Genomic DNA, 19,273 nt, shown 5'->3' on the forward strand with positions numbered 1-19,273 from the left:
TGATGATAGGGGTACTGGCATAGAGCGAAGAAGCAGAAGGAGAGGGAAGTCCATATGACAGACAATCTAAAAAATGCTGCGCCGTGGGCAACGCTCATTATTATTACGGGGATGTCAGGCGCAGGGAAGACCATTGCGGTGCAGAGCCTTGAAGACTTGGGCTTCTTCTGCGTTGATAATCTGCCCCCTGTGCTGATTCCCAAATTTGCCGAGTTGATTGAGCAGTCTAACGGTAAAATAGGCAAAGTGGCTCTTGTCATTGATTTACGCGGACGAGAATTTTTCACCGCCTTGTCGGAATCGCTTAATTATATTAAAGATCATTTTACGATTCATTGTGAAATTTTATTCTTGAATGCGAATGACGGTGTTCTCGTACAGCGGTACAAAGAAAGCCGTCGACGGCATCCGCTTGCTCCAGATGGTATGCCTTTGGATGGGATTCGTTTGGAGCGTAAGATGTTGGAGGAACTCAAAAGCTCCGCTACACAGGTTATTGATACAAGTACGATGAAGCCCGCAACCTTAAAGGCGAGGATTATTTCGAGATTTTCTCATCTGGAGAGCAGTATGCTGTCCGTGAATATTACTTCTTTTGGCTTCAAATATGGTATTCCCATTGATGCCGATCTTGTATTCGATGTGCGCTTCCTGCCTAATCCCCACTATGTGGACCAGCTACGTCCACACACGGGACAGGATAGCGATGTATATGATTATGTCATGAAGTGGCCGGAGACTCAGGCGTTCCTGACCAAGTTGCTGGATATGTTGCACTTTTTGATTCCGCAGTATCGCAAAGAAGGTAAAAGCCAGGTCATTATCGGTATTGGCTGTACTGGAGGTAAGCATCGTTCAGTTGCAATATCGGAGTATTTAGGAAAAATGCTGGGTGCCAGCGAGACAGAATCCGTTTCTGTTTCGCATCGGGATGCTGATCGGGACCGGCATTAATGAGGTGAAATCATGAAAGAGACCGGATCACAACGGGAGCGCCCACGTATTGTTGTTATGGGCGGCGGAACCGGCTTGTCCGTCATGCTGCGGGGCTTGAAGCAAAAGCCGCTGGATATTACGGCTATTGTTACAGTCGCTGACGATGGCGGAAGCTCCGGGATATTGCGCAGTGAGCTGCAGATGCCCCCTCCAGGGGATATCCGCAATGTGCTGACTGCCTTGGCTGACGTGGAACCAGTAATGTCAGATATGCTAAAATACCGTTTTGGTGCTGGATCAGGGTTGTCAGGCCATAGCTTGGGGAATTTGATCTTAGCAGCGATGACTGATATATCGGGGGATTTTGTAACGGCGGTGCGTGAGCTTAGCCGTGTATTTGCTGTCCGAGGGCGTGTACTACCGGCGGCTGAGGAAGGCGTTGTGCTCAGCGCCGAGATGGAGGATGGCACGGTGATCACCGGGGAGTCCAAAATCCCAGAAGCGGGCGGACGAATCAAACGTGTTTTTCTTGAACCGACTCACGTGGAGCCGTTGCCTGAGGCTGTGGAAGCCATTAATGAAGCCGATGCGATTCTAATTGGTCCCGGCAGTCTATATACCAGCATTTTACCGAATTTGCTTGTACCGAAACTTGCTGAGGCTGTGGTGAAATCAGATGCTATCAAAATATTTGTCTGCAACGTGATGACCCAGCCGGGGGAAACCGATGGCTATACAGTGGGAGATCACCTGCAAGCGATCTATGAGCATGTAGGGCATCATCTGTTCGACTATGTCATTGTAAATAACGGAGAAATTCCACCCCAAGTACAGGAGATGTATGCCGAGCAGGGAGCTAAGCCTGTTCAAGTAGACATGGGCGAGCTGGCTGATCGAGGATATAAAGTAGTGGCAGATACGTTAGTTCTGTTCCGCACGTATTTACGGCATGACGCCGACAAACTGAGCCAGCATATTTACCAATTGGTACAAAACTGGATGTTAAGAAGGAGGTGAGTCCCTTGTCCTTTGCGGCACAAACGAAAAAAGAGCTTACGATGATTGAAAGCCAGCCCTGCTGTGAAAAAGCGGAACTGTCTGCGCTCATACGTATGCTCGGATCCGTACAACTGTCGAATAAAAGGGTGATATTGGACGTGTCCACAGAAAATGCCGCGATTGCAAGGCGGATTTACTCCTTGATCAAAAAGCATTTTCAACTTCACATCGAACTGCTTGTACGGAAAAAAATGCGCTTGAAAAAAAATAATGTGTATATTGTCCGCATTCCTAATGGTGTACAAGAGCTGCTAAAGGAGCTTTATATTGTCTCAGAAGGTTTCTTGTTCACTGACGGGATTAATCGGGATATCATTCGGAAAAACTGTTGTAAGCGGGCTTATCTGCGGGGTGCCTTTATGGCAGGTGGCTCTGTGAATAATCCAGAGGGATCGTCTTACCACCTTGAAATTTCTTCGATGTATGAGGAGCATTGTCAGGCGCTAGTTGATCTCGCTAATGAGTTTCATCTCAATGCCCGCTGTATTGAGCGAAAAAAAGGCTTTATCCTTTACATCAAGGAAGGCGAGAAGATCATTGAGCTGCTTAGTATCATTGGGGCGCACCAAGCCTTGTTCAAATTTGAAGATGTACGTATCATGCGCGATATGCGCAATTCCGTAAACCGTATTGTTAATTGCGAAACAGCTAATTTGAACAAGACGATCGGAGCTGCTGTCCGGCAAATTGAGAATATTAAGTTGCTGGAGAGGGAAGTTGGTTTGGAGACCTTGCCAGATAAACTGCGTGAAGTGGCAGAAATTCGGCTCGCTCATCCCGATTTGAATTTAAAAGAAGTCGGGGAAATGCTCAAAGGGGTCGTGAGTAAATCGGGTGTAAATCATCGACTTCGCAAAATTGATGAGATGGCTGACAAAATCAGGGGGGAAAACGGCCTGATTCCGTAAAAGAGGGTCTGTGGGGCTTTTAGAACCGGTTTTTTTAGTTTTTTTTCTAGTGTCTGTCCCGGGTTAATGTTATAATGTGATAAATAAAATGGAGTAAATAGCGTCCAGATTTATTTGATGAGGGGGTAAGCTGACATGTCAAAACATCCAGTAGTCGTACGCTTGAAAACAGGACTGCACGCCAGACCTGCTGCGTTGTTCGTACAGGAAGCGAATAAATATTCATCTGAAATTTTTGTGGAAAAAGAAGACAAAAAGGTTAATGCCAAGAGCATCATGGGTATTATGAGCCTCGCCATCAGTACAGGTACTGAAATCAATATTAGTGCTGAAGGTGCGGACGCCGAACAGGCTGTAAACGCTTTAGTAAGTCTGGTTAGTAAGGTAGAGCTGGAAAATCAATAAACGAACATTTGCTTTGTGATATGATGTATGCTCTTAGTGAAAGCCCCCTCGGGGGCTTTTTTTTGTATCCAGAAAAAGCATTCAACCAGCCCCGCCATTAAGCTATTTATGTATATTTATTTGAATATAGCGACCGCGTTAAGTCCAAGCTACAAATAATTAAAACCCCTGGGTAATGCTCTGTTTCGGAAATTTATACCGCTTGACTGCAACCTTTTCCCGTTTTTTCCGTCTGGAAAGTACAAACATTTTCAAGAAAGAGGCTGACTACAATGAGAGTTTGGACAAAAACAGTAAGCACAGCAATTCTTGCAGGAGCATTATTAGCTGGAGGAGTAGCAGGAGGGCTGTGGACGGGAGCTGATCGCGCTTATGCAGCAACGGCGACGACGGCGAATGGTGTAATTAACGTGAGTGGAAGTGGTGAAATAATGGCTAAGCCAGATATCGCTTATCTCTCTATTGGTGTGCAATCGGAAGGAAACACCGCTGCTGCAGCTCAAAAAGCCAATGCTGCGAAAATAAACAAGGTTACACAGCTGTTAAAAGAAAAATGGAGCATTAGTGCAGACGATATTCAGACAAGCCAGTTCTCTGTACAGCCTAACTATACCTATAACGAGAAAGAAGGACAGAAGCTCAAAGGCTACATGGCCAACCATACACTTTCAGTGAAATATCGCAATTTGGATAAAATTGGTCAACTGTTGGATGAGGCTACAAATTCCGGTGCAAACAACGTAGATAATATACAGTTTTCCGTAGAGAATCCTTCCGCTTATGAGGAAGCAGCAATTGCAAAGGCGTTGGATAATGCTCAATCCAAAGCAAGTGCCGTAGCAAAATCAGCTAAACGCGGTTTAGGAGCTCTGGTGAATGTGACAGTAGATGGCGGGGAAGCTCAGGTTTACACACAACGTGAGAATGCCATGTCCAAAGCGCTCATGGATATGAGTGGCGGAACAGAGATACAGTCGGGTCAAGTAACGGTGAAAGTCCAAGTGTCTGCCCAATATGAGATGAACTAGTATAGACCATTAAGCGGAGCCGCAAGCGCCTGCAACATTGCAGGATGACTTGTTGGCTTCTTTTGTCTATTGAAACCGTTTTGTAATGAGTCTGTCATAGCTAATGGCTGTTAGGTGTACAGATTGAAATCAAGGAGTGTACAGATTGTAAACTACATACAATAGGGTATAGATATAATAAGAAAAGTGATCAAAACACATAGATTATACAGATTTGCAATAGGAGGAATACTTACGATGAACAAACATACAAAAAAATGGGGCTCAGCATTGCTGGCAGCGGGAATTTTAGCAGGGGTTGCGGTTATTCCCGTTTCCTATATTGGGGCAGCATCGACCAAACAGCAGCAAGCGACAACACAGCAACCAGGGATCGCCATCCAATGGAATGGTAAAACGTTGGCCGCTAAAGGTATTCAAGTGAACGGGAACACCATGATTCCAGTGGCAGCACTGCGTGACAGCTTGGGAATTCCGGTGAGCTATGACACCAAAGAAGGGACATATACAGTGGGGAGTGGGTACAACAAGCTCTATATCGTGGTCTCCTCCTCGGATGCCTATGTCAATGTGAACGGAATCAACACGCGCAGCATGGATGCCAAAATGATCGCCGGGAAGCTGTACATTCCTATGAGTCTGCTGAAAGACTATCTGGGTATCGATGCTCAGTGGAATGCAGCTCAGAAAACCGTAACATTGAGTAAAAGCCAGCTAAATCCAATCACAATTGCATCTCAGACGCTTCCAGCTTCGAGCAATGCAAAGGTATCTTATAAGATTAAGTATCCACAAATCAGCGGCAGCCAGCTGAATCCTGAGGCTCAACAGACCATTAATAATGTGCTAAAAAAGCATGCAGAGACAGTATTGGCAGCAGGCAAAAAGATGGTGGCAGAGGGAGAGGTTACAGCAGAAAGACCGTATGATTTCGAGAATGATTTTGCAATTGCCTATAACAAGGACGGTATTCTAAGTGTGATTATGCAGGACTACTCGTATACAGGTGGCGCACATGGCATGACGGCGCGTAAAGGATACACGTTCTCGCTCGCTGATGGCAAGCTGCTGCAATTGTCTGACGTATTGAAGGCAAATCCGAACTATAAAAAATTTTTGAATGCTGATTTGAAGAAAAAAATTGATGCGCTCCAGGCTGGCGAAGGTTTTGAAAAATTTAAAGAGTTGGCCGCAGATCAGAATTTTTATGTGACCAATAGTGGAGTAACCATCGTGTTTGATTTGTATGATTATGCCCCATACGCGTATGGAATTCCGGAGTTTACTTACTCGTTCGCTCAACTGCTACCTCAGGGCGGAAAGCCTTTTGCGGGACAAAATCAATAATTTGGATGACCTATATTTTTAAAAAATAGCAAATCAAAAAGGCTGCCTACTGGATACAAAAATCCGAGGCAGCCTTTCTATTTACCAGCTATTCAGAAGTAAACCACTTTTCTTATACACCTTCTGGAGAGGAGCTAGTTAACACTTTATCAATAATACCGTATTCTTTGGCATCATCAGCGGACATGAAATAGTCACGGTCTGTGTCTTTTTCGATGCGTTCCAGTGGTTGACCTGTGCGATCTGCGAGAATGCGGTTCAATTTGTCACGCATTTTCAGAATGCGACGGGCGCGAATTTCGATATCCGTTGCCTGTCCTTGTGCACCGCCCAGTGGTTGGTGAATCATAATTTCACTGTTTGGCAAGGCAAAACGTTTGCCTTTGGCACCTGCATTCAGCAAGAAAGCACCCATGGAAGCAGCCATACCTACACAAATGGTAGATACGTCAGGTTTAATGTATTGCATCGTATCGAAAATGGCCATACCAGCTGTGATGGAACCGCCAGGACTGTTAATATACAAGTGAATGTCTTTTTCAGGATCTTCAGCAGCCAAAAACAGCATTTGTGCAATAATTGAGTTGGCTACAACGTCATTGACGTCCGAGCCCAACAAAATAATGCGATCCTTCAACAGTCTGGAATAAATGTCATAGGCGCGTTCGCCGCGGTTACTTTGTTCTACTACCATAGGAACATAGCTCACGTCAAAAAACCTCCCTTAAATATCGTTAGTGGATTTGGTGGATATGCCGATTACACATCCCTATTTATAAACTGTTACCGTATTAACCACATGATAAACAATTTCAAACAAAAAGTCAAAGAAAGTCAAACTATTGATTAAAAAAAGAGCGCTCAGCGCTCTTTTTGGTTAAAAACATTATATGGAACATTTAGCCAATCATATAAAACGACGCGCCCGCGAGGAATCGAACCTCGATCTCAGGCTCCGGAGGCCTACGTCATATCCGTTGGACCACGGGCGCACAGATGAACATTACAAGCAACTAACTAATTAATTTGGAAACAAAGATGATTATATGATATACGGCATTGAATTGCAAGCTTTTATTACGTGCGCATATTCACATAAAAAGTTGAGAAATATAGGTTCAGATAGACTTGCATGTGAAGCAAATATTGGGTAAGATATACGTGGGACTTAAAAAGTTATCCCGGGACATTTTAAGACCAGTTAGAGATATAGCATAGAGACAGAACTTAGAAGTGTGCGGGAGTGGAAAGCATGCGAAAGATATTAGAAATACAGAAGCAGCTTCTGCCCGACCTCATGGATGTTTTGAAAAAAAGGTACACGATCCTGCATCAGATTATGCTGTCCGAAGTTATTGGACGCAGAACACTGGCAGCTTCACTGGATATGACCGAGCGCGTACTGCGCGCTGAGACTGATCTCCTTAAAGCGCAAGGGCTAATTGAGATTGAGAGTGTGGGCATGAAGGTGAGCAAAGCAGGACTGGATCTGCTGGAACAGCTGGAGCCGATTGCGAACAACTTGTTCGGCCTGTCCCAATTGGAGGATCAGATTCGTCAAGCCTACGGTTTGAGGAAGGTGATTGTCGTTCCAGGGGATTCGGATGCTTCACCGTTAGCGAAGCAGGAACTGGGCCGTGCTGGCGCAAAGGCGCTGCTGAGTGTTATGGATGACGAGGACGTGGTCGCTGTAACAGGTGGCACGACGATTGCAGATGTGGCGGAACAACTGACATTACCTGCTAACGGCCCGCTTAAAGGCGGATGGTTTGTACCGGCACGCGGGGGTTTGGGAGAGAGCATGGAAATGCAGGCAAATACAATTGCTTCCACGATGGCTCGCAAGGTCGGCGCTCAATACCGTCTGCTCCATGTACCGGATTTGCTCAGCAATCATGCTTACAACTCCTTGCTTGAGGATACGAATATTCAGGATATATTGAGCCTGATTCGAGAGAGTCGTATTATCATTCACGGGATAGGCAACGCCATAGCAATGGCCCACAGACGCAAGCTTGACCCTGAAACCTTTGCCCAGATCAGCAATGAGGGCGCGGTCGCCGAATCGTTTGGTTATTATTTTAACGAAGACGGCGTCGTTGTTCACAGAATGCTGACGCTTGGACTCCGTTTGGAGGACATCAGGCGCACGGAGACGGTGTTAGGTGTGGCTGGAGGCAAGAGCAAGGCGGCTGCTATTCATGCGGTATTGCGTTTCGGACAGGAAGACATTCTTGTCACCGACGAAGGCGCTGCTGCCGAGATTGTAAGCCGTTATTTAAGAGATTGATAAGGTTTTTTAATTGTGTTGTCTTGACGGGCTTTCGGGTCTGTCTTGAATATATAAAACTAAACTAAACGAACTTTGGGAGGAACTCACTCATGACAGTTAAAGTTGGTATTAACGGTTTCGGACGTATTGGACGCCTTGCTTTCCGCCGTATTCAAGACGTAGAAGGTATTGAAGTAGTAGCAATTAACGACTTGACAGATTCCAAAATGCTGGCGCATCTGTTGAAATATGATACAACACAAGGTACTTTCCAAGGGGAAGTAGAAGTACATGATGGTTTCTTCAAAGTAAACGGTAAAGAAGTTAAAGTTTTGGCTAACCGTAACCCAGAAGAATTGCCTTGGGGAGACCTGGGTGTAGACATCGTTCTGGAATGCACAGGTTTCTTCACAACTAAAGAAGCTGCTGAGAAACATTTGAAAGGCGGCGCTAAAAAGGTTGTTATCTCCGCTCCAGCTACTGGCGACATGAAAACTGTCGTTTACAACGTAAACCATGAAATTCTGGACGGATCTGAAACTGTAATTTCCGGTGCTTCTTGCACAACTAACTGCCTGGCTCCTATGGCTAAAACATTGCAAGACAAATTTGGTATCGTTGAAGGCTTGATGACTACAATTCACGCTTACACTGGCGACCAAAACACTTTGGATGCTCCACATGCTAAAGGTGACTTCCGTCGTGCTCGCGCAGCAGCTGAAAACATCATCCCTAACACTACTGGTGCTGCTAAAGCAATCGGTCTGGTTATCCCTGAGCTGAAAGGTAAATTGGATGGCGCAGCTCAACGTGTTCCAGTACCAACAGGTTCCCTGACTGAGCTGGTAACAGTTCTGGAGAAAAACGTAACTGCTGAAGAAATCAACGCAGCGATGAAAGAAGCTTCCGATCCTGAAACTTACGGATACACTGAAGATCAAATCGTTTCTTCTGACATCAAAGGTCTGACTTTCGGATCCCTGTTTGATGCAACTCAAACTAAAGTTCTGACTGTTGGCGACAAACAACTGGTTAAAACTGTAGCTTGGTACGACAACGAAATGTCCTACACTGCACAATTGATCCGTACTTTGGAATACTTCGCTAAATTGGCTAAATAAGAATTTCCTTATCGAGCAACATCATAGAGCGGAAACAGGTGTTATTGTTTCCGCTCTTTATATATCAAAATGTGCCTTAAATTCCTGTTTCGTAAAATTATAAGGGTGCGGAGGAATATGGAGATGAACAAAAAGAGCGTACGTGATATAGAACTGAATGGAAAACGGGTGTTTGTTCGTGTAGATTTTAACGTTCCGGTTGAAGATGGTAAAATTACAGATGACAAGCGTATTCGCGAAACCTTGCCAACCATTAACTACCTGATTGAAAAAGGTGCAAAAGTTATTTTGGCGAGTCACTTTGGACGTCCAAAGGGTCAAGTCGTTGAATCCATGCGTCTGACTGCTGCTGGTGTACGTTTGTCCGAACTGCTGAAAAAGCCAGTTGTTAAAGTGGACGAAGCAGTTGGTGAAGCTGTTAAAGCGAAAGTGGCTGAACTGCAAAACGGCGATGTGCTATTGCTTGAAAATGTACGCTTCTACCCAGGAGAAGAGAAAAATGATCCTGAACTGGCTAAGCAATTTGCTGAACTGGCTGACATTTTCGTGAATGATGCTTTTGGTGCAGCACACCGTGCTCATGCTTCTACAGAAGGTATCGCGCATTTCCTTCCGGCTGTTTCCGGCTTGCTGATGGAAAAAGAGTTGTCTGTTATTGGTAAAGCTTTGTCGAATCCAGATCGTCCTTTTACAGCCATTATTGGTGGTTCCAAAGTAAAAGACAAAATCGACGTAATCGACAACCTGCTGAACATTGCAGATAACGTAATTATTGGCGGCGGTTTGACTTATACATTCTTCAAAGCTCAAGGTCATGAAGTGGGTCAATCTTTGCTGGATGAATCCAAACTGGACGTAGCTCTTGGATTTATTGAAAAAGCGAAGAAGCTTGGCAAAAACTTCTACCTTCCTGTGGATATCGTTATCTCTGACGATTTCAGTGCTACAGCGAACACGAACATTGTGGACATCGACGGCATTCCTGCAGATTGGGAAGGCGTGGATATCGGACCGAAAACTCGTAAAATTTATGCAGATGTTATCAAAAACTCCAAATTGGTTGTTTGGAATGGACCAATGGGTGTATTTGAAATCGAGCCTTTCGCTGGCGGTACTCGTGAAGTAGCGGAAGCTTGTGCTACAACAGAAGCATACACCATCATTGGTGGCGGTGATTCTGCGGCTGCGGCTGAAAAATTCCACTTGGCTGACAAAATGGATCACATCTCCACTGGCGGCGGCGCATCCCTGGAATTCATGGAAGGCAAAGCACTTCCGGGTGTTGTTGCACTTAACGATAAATAATCAAACGCATTACGCGTAATAAAGGCTTTAGGGCACCTAATAGTTAGGAGTTGAAACCATTGAGAACACCGATTATCGCGGGTAACTGGAAGATGTTCAAAACCGTACCAGAAGCTAAAACCTTCATCGAAGAGATCAAAGGTAAAGCAGAGGTTGCAGGAGTGGAGAGCGTTATATGTGCTCCATTTACAAATCTTCCTGCTCTGGTTGAAGCAGTAAAAGGCACATCTATTAAAATCGGCGCACAAAACCTGCACTTTGCAGAAGATGGCGCATTTACAGGTGAAATCAGCGGCGGAATGCTTAAAGATCTGGGCGTAGACTACGTTGTGATCGGACACTCCGAGCGTCGTGAGTATTTCAACGAAACAGACGAAACGGTGAACAAAAAGGTTCATGCAGCATTCCGTCATGGCCTGACACCAATTGTATGTGTAGGCGAAAAGCTGGAAGACCGTGAAGCAGGTCAAACCAAAGAAGTTGTAAAAGTGCAAACTGTAGCAGCTTTTGCTGGTCTGGCTAAAGATCAAGCAGCACAAGTCGTAGTTGCTTATGAGCCAATCTGGGCCATTGGAACAGGCAAATCCTCCACTTCGCAGGATGCGAATGAAGTGATTTCCTACATCCGTAGTCTGATTAAAGAGCTGTATGATGAAAATACAGCAAATGCTGTACGTATTCAGTACGGTGGTAGTGTAAAACCTGAAAATGTTACTGAGTACCTGGGTCAAAGCGATATCGACGGCGCGCTCGTGGGCGGTGCCAGTCTTCAACCGGCGTCGTACATCGCGCTTGTTGAGGGGGCGAAGTAAGATGACAGCACCAAAACCGGTAGCTTTAATTATTATGGACGGATTCGGACTGCGTGACACTGTGGAAGGCAATGCGGTTGCACAGGCCAACAAACCGAATTACGACCGGTATTTAAAACAGTATCCACATACCACGTTGACGGCTTCTGGTGAAGCGGTGGGTCTGCCGGAAGGACAAATGGGTAACTCCGAAGTAGGTCACTTGAATATCGGCGCAGGTCGAATTGTATATCAAGATTTGACTCGTATTTCGAAGTCCATCCGTGAAGGCGAGTTCTTCGACAATGAAACATTGGTTAAAGCCGTGCAACATGCGAAGAAGAACAACACTAAACTTCACCTGTACGGACTTCTGTCCGACGGTGGTGTGCATAGCCATATCAGCCATCTGTTCGCTATGCTGGATCTGGCTAAAAAAGAAGGATTAACTGAAGTGTACATTCATGCTTTCATGGATGGACGTGACGTTATGCCTGATAGCGGCGTAGGCTTTATGCAACAACTGGTCGCTAAAATTCAGGAAGTGGGCATTGGCCAAATTGCAACCGTACAAGGGCGCTATTATGCAATGGACCGCGACAAACGTTGGGAACGTGTTGAGAAGTCTTACTGTGCAATCGTATACGGTGAAGGTCCTCAATACACCGACCCACTCGAAGCATTGAAGGAATCGTATGAAAAGTCAGTGTTCGATGAATTCGTGGAACCAACTGTTATTGTGAAGGCTGATGGAAGCCCTGTAGGGCTGGTCGAAAGCAATGACTCTGTCGTATTCCTGAATTTCCGTCCTGACCGTGCGATTCAATTGTCTCAAGTATTTACCAATGAAGATTTCCGTGGTTTTGACCGTGGGCCAAAATGGCCTAAGGATCTGCACTTTGTTTGCCTGACCTTGTTCAGTGAAACGGTTGGAGGCTTTGTTGCCTATGAACCGAAAAATCTGGACAACACGTTTGGTGAAGTGCTGGTACAAAACAACAAAAAGCAATTGCGTATTGCTGAGACAGAAAAGTATCCGCACGTTACTTTCTTTTTCAGTGGCGGACGCGATGTGGAGCTTCCTGGCGAAACTCGTATTTTGATCAATTCGCCTAAAGTGGCTACATATGATCTGCAGCCTGAAATGAGTGCGTATGAAGTAGCGGATGCTGCTGTTAAGGAAATCGAAGCTGACAAGCATGATGCGATTATCCTGAACTTTGCCAATCCGGATATGGTTGGACACTCCGGTATGCTGGAACCAACAATTAAGGCAGTAGAGACGACGGATGAATGTGTTGGACGTGTTGTAGATGCAGTTAAAGCCAAAGGTGGCGTGGTAATTATCATCGCTGACCATGGTAACGCGGATATGGAAATTGATGAGCAGGGACGTCCGTTCACAGCTCACACAACGAATCCGGTTCCGTTCATTTTGACTGACGAAAATATCGTTCTGCGTGAGCATGGAATTCTGGCTGACGTAGCTCCAACGCTTCTGGATTTGATGCAACTTCCGCAACCTGCGGAAATGACAGGAAAATCTATGATTGCATCCCGCAAGTAAGCTTGATTTAATAAGTATAGGCTTGTCCAATAAATTATGAATTACAAAGGAGATTAAGTACAAATGACTATTATTTCTGACGTGTACGCTCGCGAAGTCCTCGACTCCCGTGGTAACCCTACGGTTGAAGTTGAAGTATATCTGGAATCCGGTGCGATTGGTCGCGCTATCGTTCCTTCTGGTGCATCCACAGGCGCTCACGAAGCTGTAGAGCTTCGCGATAACGACAAATCCCGTTACCTGGGTAAAGGCGTTCTGCAAGCTGTTAAAAACGTGAACGAAATTATTGCTCCTGAAGTAATCGGCTTGGATGCTGTGAACCAAGTAGAAATCGATACATTGATGATCAAATTGGACGGTACTCCAAACAAAGGTAAACTGGGTGCGAATGCAATTCTGGCTGTATCCATGGCTGTAGCTCGCGCTGCTGCTGAAGCTCTGGGCTTGCCACTGTACACTTACCTGGGCGGATTCAACGCTAAACAATTGCCAGTACCAATGATGAACATCGTTAACGGTGGTGCTCATGCCGACAACAACGTTGACGTACAAGAATTCATGGTTCTGCCTGTAGGCGCTCCTACATTCAAAGAAGCTCTGCGTGTTGGCGCAGAAATCTTCCACAACCTGAAATCCGTACTGAATTCCAAAGGCTTGAACACAGCTGTTGGTGATGAAGGTGGTTTTGCTCCTAACTTCAAATCCAACGAAGAAGCTCTGTCCACTATTATCGAAGCGATCGAAAAAGCTGGTTACAAACCAGGCGTTGACGTATTCCTCGGTATGGACGTTGCTTCCACTGAGTTCTTCAAAGATGGAAAATACACTTTGGAAGGCGAAGGCAAATCCTTCACTTCTGCTGAGTTCGTTGACCTGCTTGCTTCTTGGGTTGATAAATACCCAATCATCACTATTGAAGATGGTTGCTCCGAAGATGACTGGGAAGGTTGGAAATTGCTCACTGAAAAACTGGGCAACAAAATCCAATTGGTTGGTGACGACCTGTTCGTAACTAACACAGAGCGTCTGGCTAAAGGTATCGATGAAAACATCGGTAACTCTATCCTGATCAAAGTAAACCAAATCGGTACGCTGACTGAAACATTCGATGCTATCGAATTGGCTAAACGCGCAGGATACACAGCTGTAATCTCTCACCGTTCCGGTGAATCCGAAGACAGCACAATCGCTGATATCGCTGTTGCAACAAATGCAGGCCAAATCAAAACTGGTGCTCCTTCCCGTACTGACCGTATTGCGAAGTACAACCAATTGCTCCGCATTGAGGATCAACTGGGTGAACTGGCTCAATACCACGGCCTGAAATCTTTCTACAACCTGAAAAAATAATATTGCCAAAAATGCTGGTGGTGTCTCGGGCCTATGATTTATCATAGGGTCAGGACGCTCGAAGCTTTTGCGCATAATAAAACAGACCTGCTCGCTATATGCAAGCAGGTCTGTTTTTTGTTATGGATAATCTATTATCTACAGAAGCTTAATGGCTAAGTGTCTTGCTGTAGCTGTTGTTATCTACTGGAAGCTGTGGTAGAATGAAAATAGTGTTTTGCGTTAATTTCCGGCTATTTAAAGCATGATATGTGCATGTTTTCATAAAAGAGGCTGTGTTGTTTTGCAAAACAGATGTATAAGCTCAGGAGGTGGGATTTTTCATGGAAATCTTTTTGAAAGTGCTGCTCGTTGTGTTCTCGATTGCTGTTATTGCGGTTGTGTTACTGCAAAAGGGGAAAAGCGCAGGTTTGTCCGGTGCCATCTCTGGCGGTGCTGAGCATCTGTTCGGCAAGACCAAAGCTCGCGGTATGGATTTGATTTTACAACGCGTAACTGCTGTTTTGGGTGCATGTTTTATGATCGTTTCCGTTTTGGTTGCATTTTTCGCAAAATAAGATAAATATACACCTTAAGCCTTCGTTTCACGGGAAACGGGGGCTTTTTTGGATTTTGGACAGGCAGGGATGCCGTCGATTAAATTCGTGTATACTAGGGTATGAGTATATAAAGAGCCTTGTATCAGGAACAAGGAACATGCGGATTTATTACTGAAAATTAAAGGTCACCCGAGGTGGACAAAATTATGATAACAGAGCAACAACTACTTGATTTCATGCGCGAGACCGCATACAAGCCTATGACATACCAGGAGCTGGAGCAACATTTTGACATTAAGGATGCAGAAGAGTTTCGTGAATTTCTTAAGCTCTTGAACGCATTGGAGGAAGACGGGAAAATTCTGCTGACCCGTACGAACCGTTATGGTGTTCCAGAACGGATGGATTTGCAGCGCGGGCGTTTGCAGGCCCATGCCAAGGGCTTTGCTTTTTTGATTCCAGAGGACCGGGAGCACCCGGATGTATACATTCATGCTAACGACTTAAAGAGCGCGATGAATGGAGATACGGTACTGGTAAGAGTAACATCAAAGGGACCTGCGGGTGGCCGACTAGAAGGCGAAGTTGTGCGAATCGTGAAGCGCGCAGTGCTTCAGGTAGTCGGTGTGTTTCAGAGCCACGAAGCATACGGTTTTGTTTTGCCGGATGATAAACGTATTAACCGGGACATTTTCATTCCTAAGGACAGCTTTAACGGAGCTGTAAACGGACAAAAGGTCGTCGTGCGTATTGTGAGCTATCCGGAAGGACGTGCAGCGGCAGAAGGCGAAGTGCTGGAGGTGCTGGGTCATAAGGATGATCCGGGCGTTGACATCTTGTCCGTTATTCGCAAGCATCAGCTCCCAGAAGCTTTTCCGGATGAAGTGATGGCGGAAGCGGATGAGGCTCCTGATGCGATTACGGAAGAGGAGATTATACGTCAGGGACGGCGTGATTTGCGCGATAAGATCATTGTCACCATTGACGGGGAGGATGCCAAAGACCTCGATGATGCGGTTAATGTAGAGCGTTTGCCGAACGGAAACTATCGTCTGGGCGTTCATATTGCTGACGTAGGGTATTATGTGCGTGAGAACTCAAAGCTGGATCTGGAGGCATATAACCGCGGTTGTAGTGTGTATTTGGTTGACCGTGTCATTCCAATGCTTCCTCATCGACTTTCAAACGGAATTTGTTCATTGAATCCTCAGGTGGATCGACTGACTTTATCCTGTGAGATGGAATTCAATGAGCATATGAAGGTCGTAAAGCATGATATTTTCACCAGCGTGATTAAAACGAAGGAACGGATGACCTATACTAACGTTCGCAAAATCCTCGAAGAGGAAGATGCAGAACTGATGGAACGGTACAAGGACCTGGTTGATGTATTCCGTACGATGAAGGATTTAGCATTGAAGCTGCGTGCGAATCGGATGCGCCGCGGTGCAGTTGATTTTGATTTTGATGAGGCCAAAGTGATTGTAGATGATGAAGGCAAAGCTGTCGATATTGTGAAGAGGGATCGTACGATAGCCGAACAAATTATTGAAGAGTTTATGCTGGCGGCCAATGAAACGGTAGCCGAACATTTTCACTGGCTCAAGGTACCGTTCTTGTACCGGATTCATGAGGACCCCGACCCAGAGAAGCTGCAAAACTTTATGGCTTTTGCAGCTAATTTTGGTCATCAGATCAAAGGCCGAGGAAATTCCATTCATCCGCGAGCACTGCAAACATTGTTAGAAGACATTCAGGGTACGAAGGAGCAAACGGTGCTTAGCACAATGATGCTGCGTTCGATGAAGCAGGCAAAATATGATGCGGAGTCTACAGGACATTTTGGACTGGCTGCGGAGTATTACTCTCATTTTACATCACCGATTCGTCGTTACCCTGACTTGGTAATTCACCGTGTCATTCGTGAGGTATTGGAGAATGGCGGGGCTTTAACAGACGAGCGTCAGGAATATTTGACTGCACGCATGCCAGATATTGCTCAGCAATCCTCCGAGCGTGAACGTGTGGCTGTGGATGCAGAGCGCGACACAGAGCAAATGAAAAAGGCTGAATACATGCTGGACAAGGTTGGCGAGGAGTTCGAAGGGATCATCAGCAGTGTAACCAGCTTTGGGATGTTCATTGAGCTGGACAACACAGTCGAGGGCTTAACGCGTCTGAGTGCACTTACGGACGACTATTATCATTTTGACGAGCAGCATATGGCGTTAATCGGAGAACGCACCTCTAAGGTATTCCGCATTGGGGATGAGGTTAAGGTTCGCGTCGCGCGTGTGAATATGGAAGATTACACAATTGACTTTGAACTCGTCGATATGAAGCAACGGCAACGTCGCGAACGGACGGGAGGCTCGGGCCAGGGTGGAGATTTTGCACGTGGCGAGGGCCGTGCTAAAGGCAGAGGCCGAGAAGGACGTGATCGTAAGGGCGGTAAGGACAAGGCTGGTAGAGAGCGTAAAGGCGGTCGTGAGGCGGCTGGAAAGCCTAAAGAGGGCGGCAACGGAGGAATCAGCACCACAGGTCGCGCAGGTCGCGGTGGTGGAAACGGTGTCGGTACAGGCTCGCCAGGCAGCTTCGGCTTTGGTAGTGGCAAGGGCGGATACAATTCGCCAGCAACGGGTGCAAGCAAGCGACGGAAGAAGACGTCTGCCAGCGGGATATTCATTGGTGATGCAGCTACCCCAGGTAGTGATGCCAGACCAGGTGGCGAAGGCGCAGCACGTCGCAAACGGAAAAAAAAGGGCGGTAACGGTGGGAATAGCACCGCTGGGTTTGTACGGAAAAAGAAAAAGTAGGTTGATATAACTTACTTGTTAGGAGATTGGGGCTTCCGAGAGCAGTGAATGAAGCTTAAGGATGCTTAGAATATGAGCGGTTTCTGTCTGTAGTAATGGATAGAAGCCGCTTGGTTTTAGTGTGCAATAAGTGTAATGAGAAATGTAAAAGGCTTGACCTTTCTTGCTTTTACCCTCCGAAATTTGTTACAATATATTTCTAGGTAGCTCTTTGTAGCAGGAATTCTAGATTGAATCTAAGTTATTCATAAGGAGTGGTATTCATGGGTAAGAAGGCAGACGGGAAAGTGCTCGCCCAGAACAAAAAAGCTTCCCATGACTATTTTATTGAGGACACCTACGAGGCGGGCATGGTGTTAACGGGAACGGAAATTAAGTCTCTGCGGAATGGTCGCTCTAATATAAGCGATGCTTTTGCTACGATCCGTAATGGCGAAATTCATATTCACAATATGCATATTAGCCCTTTTGAACAAGGTAATCGTAACAATCCGACCGATCCGACGCGCACGCGTAAGCTGTTGCTGCATAAAGAGCAGATTCGTAAGCTTATTGGTCTCTCCAAACAGGAAGGCTACACCATCGTGCCGCTCAAGATATATGTTCGCAACGGTTATGCCAAACTGCTGCTTGGACTGGGTAGAGGTAAAAAGCAGTATGATAAGCGAGAAACAGCTGCTAAACGTGATGCACAGCGTGATATCCAACGTGCTCTGCGCGAGAAGCAAAAAATAGCGAGATAAGCAGTTTGCTTACTCTGTATGGTACAAATTACGTGGATAAGTTACTTGTTCCTGTAATGGTGCTATTTTATCGAGCTAGAATGGCTTTAATCCGTTTCGTTATGACATGTAATATGTTATACTAACGAAGTAGTAAGTTTTCAAAGATCTTGGATTTAACTTGATTCGAGTGTTGGATCTTAGGATTCAGCTTTTGATATTATGCACTTATGCTCCGGTATTTCCGGATTTATCCGTGGAGCCCTTTTATAATAAGGGGGCGTTTATGGATTCGACGGGGATAGTTCGAGCATGGGTAGCGGGTAGTGGGGACGCGTCCACTTCATCAACGCTAAAGCCTATTAAACGGCAAACAACAAAACAACTACGCTTTCGCAGCTTAATAACCTGTGAGCGTGCTCCTCTCCTGTATCGCCCATGTGCCGGATGTAGGGGCTAACCTATAGTGGGATACGCTGCCACATCTCCGCCTGGGGTGTGCTGAAGAAGACAATCAGGCTGACCCAACGTATAGCCGGTTACGGGGCGATACTCGGGTGACATCAAAACTGTGACTACACCCGTAGAAGCTTATGTGTCGTTATCTTCGGACAGGGGTTCGACTCCCCTCGCCTCCATATGTAGTATTATGAAAAGCGGCCTTGATGGGTCGCTTTTTTGCTTACTTTAATTTCCCTGTCGCATAGTCCAAAGTGAGGTAAAATAAATGTTGGCAGTCTTATTGTATTTGACTTCTAGCTTGTCAACAGATTGGATATTGAATACTTAGATCTGCATTCCTTAAAAATGAGTTTATGTTAAGGAGTTCTGCTATCTTGAAGGAGTTGTTGGAGTTCTAATAAGATTTGAGGAGCTCTCTATTAAACAAGCATTTATAGATAGCTTGATGATGAATCACTCAAGTTATACCGAAAAGTGATTTGCCTACCACGCCGGACGTGAGGGACGATTCGATATATTAGCGAGTGAGCCAATGTCAATTATTAACCGCCAATTGAGCCATTTCAATCATCGCAGAAATGCAAAGCCGGTTTGTTGAAAATATGAAATGCCATTGCCTCGCATCCAGGCTATTTAAAATGCGTC

At 45.6% G+C, this 19,273-nt stretch carries 16 protein-coding genes, 1 tRNA gene and 1 other RNA gene; 16 read left to right on the forward strand and 2 right to left on the reverse strand.

The window, feature by feature from the left end; all coding sequences use genetic code 11:
- Window positions 1-54: 54 nt before the first annotated feature.
- The 6 genes from rapZ to EGM68_RS01435 all read left to right on the forward strand — a co-directional run bounded on the left by rapZ (window position 55) and on the right by EGM68_RS01435 (window position 5,683).
- Entirely contained in the window at window positions 55-954 is a 900-nt protein-coding gene (gene rapZ, locus EGM68_RS01410; protein ID WP_013368808.1) for an RNase adapter RapZ, read from the forward strand.
- Window positions 955-966: 12 nt separating this feature from the next.
- Window positions 967-1,953 carry a gluconeogenesis factor YvcK family protein gene (locus EGM68_RS01415; protein WP_013368809.1) on the forward strand — a complete coding sequence of 329 codons (987 nt, stop codon included), beginning with the start codon at window positions 967-969 and terminating at the stop codon, window positions 1,951-1,953.
- A 5-nt stretch (window positions 1,954-1,958) separates the two neighbouring features.
- Window positions 1,959-2,903, forward strand: a complete 945-nt coding sequence (whiA, locus tag EGM68_RS01420; RefSeq protein ID WP_013368810.1) for a DNA-binding protein WhiA — start codon at window positions 1,959-1,961, stop codon at window positions 2,901-2,903.
- Between the two features lie 135 nt (window positions 2,904-3,038).
- Window positions 3,039-3,308: an HPr family phosphocarrier protein gene (locus tag EGM68_RS01425; protein WP_013368811.1), complete on the forward strand. Its 270-nt coding sequence runs from the start codon at window positions 3,039-3,041 to the stop codon at window positions 3,306-3,308.
- Window positions 3,309-3,580: 272 nt separating this feature from the next.
- Window positions 3,581-4,336, forward strand: a complete 756-nt coding sequence (locus tag EGM68_RS01430; RefSeq protein ID WP_013368812.1) for an SIMPL domain-containing protein — start codon at window positions 3,581-3,583, stop codon at window positions 4,334-4,336.
- A 237-nt stretch (window positions 4,337-4,573) separates the two neighbouring features.
- Window positions 4,574-5,683, forward strand: a complete 1,110-nt coding sequence (locus EGM68_RS01435) for a PdaC/SigV domain-containing protein (protein WP_013368813.1) — start codon at window positions 4,574-4,576, stop codon at window positions 5,681-5,683.
- Window positions 5,684-5,795: 112 nt separating this feature from the next.
- On the opposite strand, the gene clpP is transcribed toward EGM68_RS01435, so the two are convergent.
- Together clpP and EGM68_RS01445 are read right to left on the reverse strand one after the other, a co-directional pair.
- Window positions 5,796-6,392: an ATP-dependent Clp endopeptidase proteolytic subunit ClpP gene (clpP, locus tag EGM68_RS01440; RefSeq protein ID WP_013368815.1), complete on the reverse strand. Its 597-nt coding sequence runs from the start codon at window positions 6,390-6,392 to the stop codon at window positions 5,796-5,798.
- 211 nt (window positions 6,393-6,603) lie between these two features.
- A tRNA-Arg gene (locus EGM68_RS01445) sits at window positions 6,604-6,675 on the reverse strand.
- 260 nt (window positions 6,676-6,935) lie between these two features.
- Here EGM68_RS01445 and EGM68_RS01450 point away from each other — a divergent pair.
- The 10 genes from EGM68_RS01450 to ssrA all read left to right on the forward strand — a co-directional run bounded on the left by EGM68_RS01450 (window position 6,936) and on the right by ssrA (window position 18,807).
- On the forward strand, window positions 6,936-7,973 hold the full coding sequence (locus EGM68_RS01450; RefSeq protein ID WP_129548529.1) for a sugar-binding transcriptional regulator: 1,038 nt from the start codon (window positions 6,936-6,938) through the stop codon (window positions 7,971-7,973).
- Window positions 7,974-8,065: 92 nt separating this feature from the next.
- Window positions 8,066-9,076 (forward strand): type I glyceraldehyde-3-phosphate dehydrogenase, encoded by a 1,011-nt coding sequence (gene gap, locus EGM68_RS01455; RefSeq protein WP_013368817.1) that lies wholly within the window; start codon window positions 8,066-8,068, stop codon window positions 9,074-9,076.
- A gap of 123 nt (window positions 9,077-9,199) precedes the next feature.
- A complete protein-coding gene (locus tag EGM68_RS01460) occupies window positions 9,200-10,381 on the forward strand; it encodes a phosphoglycerate kinase (RefSeq protein WP_044786793.1) in 1,182 nt (393 codons plus the stop codon).
- 59 nt (window positions 10,382-10,440) lie between these two features.
- Window positions 10,441-11,193 (forward strand): triose-phosphate isomerase, encoded by a 753-nt coding sequence (tpiA, locus tag EGM68_RS01465; protein ID WP_013308264.1) that lies wholly within the window; start codon window positions 10,441-10,443, stop codon window positions 11,191-11,193.
- Window position 11,194: 1 nt separating this feature from the next.
- A complete protein-coding gene (gpmI, locus tag EGM68_RS01470; protein WP_129548530.1) occupies window positions 11,195-12,739 on the forward strand; it encodes a 2,3-bisphosphoglycerate-independent phosphoglycerate mutase in 1,545 nt (514 codons plus the stop codon).
- A 63-nt stretch (window positions 12,740-12,802) separates the two neighbouring features.
- Window positions 12,803-14,089, forward strand: a complete 1,287-nt coding sequence (gene eno, locus EGM68_RS01475) for a phosphopyruvate hydratase (RefSeq protein WP_013368821.1) — start codon at window positions 12,803-12,805, stop codon at window positions 14,087-14,089.
- A 323-nt stretch (window positions 14,090-14,412) separates the two neighbouring features.
- Window positions 14,413-14,646 carry a preprotein translocase subunit SecG gene (gene secG, locus EGM68_RS01480; RefSeq protein ID WP_013368823.1) on the forward strand — a complete coding sequence of 78 codons (234 nt, stop codon included), beginning with the start codon at window positions 14,413-14,415 and terminating at the stop codon, window positions 14,644-14,646.
- Between the two features lie 188 nt (window positions 14,647-14,834).
- Complete coding sequence (gene rnr / locus EGM68_RS01485; protein WP_129548531.1) at window positions 14,835-17,444, forward strand: ribonuclease R; 2,610 nt, start codon at window positions 14,835-14,837, stop codon at window positions 17,442-17,444.
- Window positions 17,445-17,707: 263 nt separating this feature from the next.
- Window positions 17,708-18,187, forward strand: a complete 480-nt coding sequence (gene smpB, locus EGM68_RS01490) for an SsrA-binding protein SmpB (protein WP_007428162.1) — start codon at window positions 17,708-17,710, stop codon at window positions 18,185-18,187.
- A 255-nt stretch (window positions 18,188-18,442) separates the two neighbouring features.
- Window positions 18,443-18,807, forward strand: a transfer-messenger RNA (tmRNA) gene (ssrA, locus tag EGM68_RS01495).
- The last annotated feature ends 466 nt before the right edge of the window (window positions 18,808-19,273 follow it).

This window comes from Paenibacillus sp. M-152, from assembly GCF_003856555.1.
GTDB classification, from domain to species: Bacteria; Bacillota; Bacilli; order Paenibacillales; family Paenibacillaceae; genus Paenibacillus; species Paenibacillus polymyxa_C.